Below are 2,286 nucleotides of genomic sequence, written 5' to 3'. Positions count from 1 at the left end.
TCCCGGTGCTTGGCGTCGATGTGTTTAAGGCCGTCGCGGCGCCGTATGCTTCGGACACGATCTATCTTTTTATGGGCGGCTTTGTGTTAGCCCTTGCGATGCAAAGGTGGAATCTGCACACCAGAATCGCCCTTGGCATCGTGCTTTTAGTTGGCACGAGCCCTAGGCGGCTGGTGGCTGGATTTATGGTGGCGACGGGGTTTTTATCCATGTGGGTGAGCAACACCGCAACCGCCATAATGATGCTGCCAGTGGGTCTTAGCGTACTACACCTAGTCGGGCGCCTAACGACACAGAAGTGGACGTTTACGGCGATCGAGGATGTGGCAAATTTGGACGAAATTTCACGCAAAGGCGTGCAAGGCGGCTTTATGAATACGGTATTTCACAAAGGCCGCGACATCGCAAAGGAGATAAAAGAAAAAACGAGCTCCTTTAGCTCAAATTTCGGCATCTCGCTGATGCTAGGCATCGCCTACGCCGCCTCTATCGGCTCAGTGGGCACCATCATCGGCACTCCGCCAAACGCCCTGTTAGTCGCATACATGAAAAACGAATTTGGCATCGAGATCGGCTTTTTTGAGTGGATGTTAGTGGGCGTACCGCTTAGCGTCGTTATGCTTGCGGCGTGTTGGTTTTTGCTCACTTACGTACTCTTTAAGCCTGAAATCGGCGAGATACCAAACGGCAAAAAAGTGATCCAAGACGAGCTAGATAAGCTCGGCCCCATAACCATACCGGAAAAGCTAGTAGGCGTCATCTTCGTAGCCGCCGCCACGTGCTGGATATCGTTAGGCTTTGTACTAAAATCCTTTGATATAAAAATCGCCAGCCTAGACGCCATAATCGCGATGAGTACGGCGATTTTGCTATTTATCGTGCCCGCAAACAAAAGCGGCGAACGTCTCATCGACTGGGATAGCGCCAAAAAGCTGCCGTGGGATATCCTCATACTCTTTGGCGGCGGTTTGTCGCTCTCGGCGCAGTTTAGCAGTAGTGGGCTGTCGCTTTGGATCGGACATCAGGTCTCTGCTCTCGGCGCGCTACCTATCGCCGCGATCATTATGGCCGTCGTAACGCTCGTCATTTTCCTCACCGAGATCACGTCAAACACCGCTACCGCAGCGGCCTTTTTGCCCGTCATCGCAGGCGTTAGCGCAGGTCTTGGATACTCCGGCGCAAACGTTATGCTGTTTACGATCCCGGTCGCTATGGCAGCTACGTTTGCATTTATGCTGCCCGTCGCCACGCCGCCAAACGCCATCGCATACGGCTCTGGCTACGTAAAAATCAGCTCGATGATAAAGGCCGGAATCTGGTTAAATATCATCGGAATTTTTCTTATCACGGCAACTGTCGTCTTTATCGCTTCGGCCGTTTTTGGGCTTAAATTTTAATCAAATTTAGGCGGCCTTAACCGCCTAAATTTACCCGCATTTAATAGGCGTTGCTGTATCATCGTAAAAATATTTTAACCTAAGGCTGCAAAATGAACGAAATCCAAGAATCATACAATAATCTTCCATATATTTCATCGGCTTTCTCAGAAACTTCACCTGCGCGACTTGAGGCTTTGGCTTCGTTTTTATCGCTAACTCCGCCGCCGTCCAAAACGGCTAGAGTGCTTGAAATCGGCTGCAGCTACGGCGGAAATTTATTTCCTTTTGCTATCGCAAATCCGCAAGCAAAGGTGCTAGGCATAGATCTAAGCGAAGTGCAGATAAATAAAGCCAAAGAGCTAGCCGAGCAAATGCGCGTGGATAATATCGAATTTATGGCAAAAGATATCTGCGATTTTACGGATGCGGACGTGAGAGATTACGGCAAATTTGACTACATCATCTGCCACGGCGTTTATAGTTGGGTGCCAGACGTCGTAAAGGACGCGATTTTAAAAACGATCAAGCGATTTTTGAGCCCAAACGGCGTGGCGTACGTGAGCTACAACGTCTATCCTGGGTGGAAGATCAAGGATACGATCAGAGATTTTTTAATGTTTGGCACTAAGGGCATAAAAGGAGAAGCCGCAAAGGTAGCTAAGGCTAGAGAGCTTTTAAAGGTGCTGGGAGAATACGCCAAATTTTGCCAAAAAGACGGCAACGTAAGTCAGATTTTCGTAAATTACGATAGCCTTAAATTTCATATCGATCAAATACTCACAACAAATGACTCTTATATCGCGCACGAGTATTTGGAGATTTTTAATAATCCGATTTATTTTAGAGACTTTGCCGATCACTTGGCAAAAAATGACCTCGCCTATCTCGCCGAAGTCGGACTCGAGGA

2 protein-coding genes are annotated in these 2,286 nt (G+C 48.4%); both read left to right on the top strand.

From position 1 onward, the window contains the following. Positions 1–1,397, top strand: a 1,397-nt coding sequence (locus tag Q0338_RS04785; RefSeq protein WP_298085761.1) for a DASS family sodium-coupled anion symporter, incomplete at its 5' end; no start/stop codon positions are given. A 92-nt stretch (positions 1,398–1,489) separates the two neighbouring features. Beyond that, a partial coding sequence (locus Q0338_RS04780; protein WP_298085760.1) for a class I SAM-dependent methyltransferase occupies positions 1,490–2,286 on the top strand: 797 nt, incomplete at its 3' end.

The sequence above is a fragment of the uncultured Campylobacter sp. genome, assembly GCF_938018145.1.
Taxonomy (GTDB): domain Bacteria; phylum Campylobacterota; class Campylobacteria; order Campylobacterales; family Campylobacteraceae; genus Campylobacter_A.
Note: the sequence above shows the minus strand (reverse complement) of the source record. Positions and strands in the feature narration are given on the sequence as shown.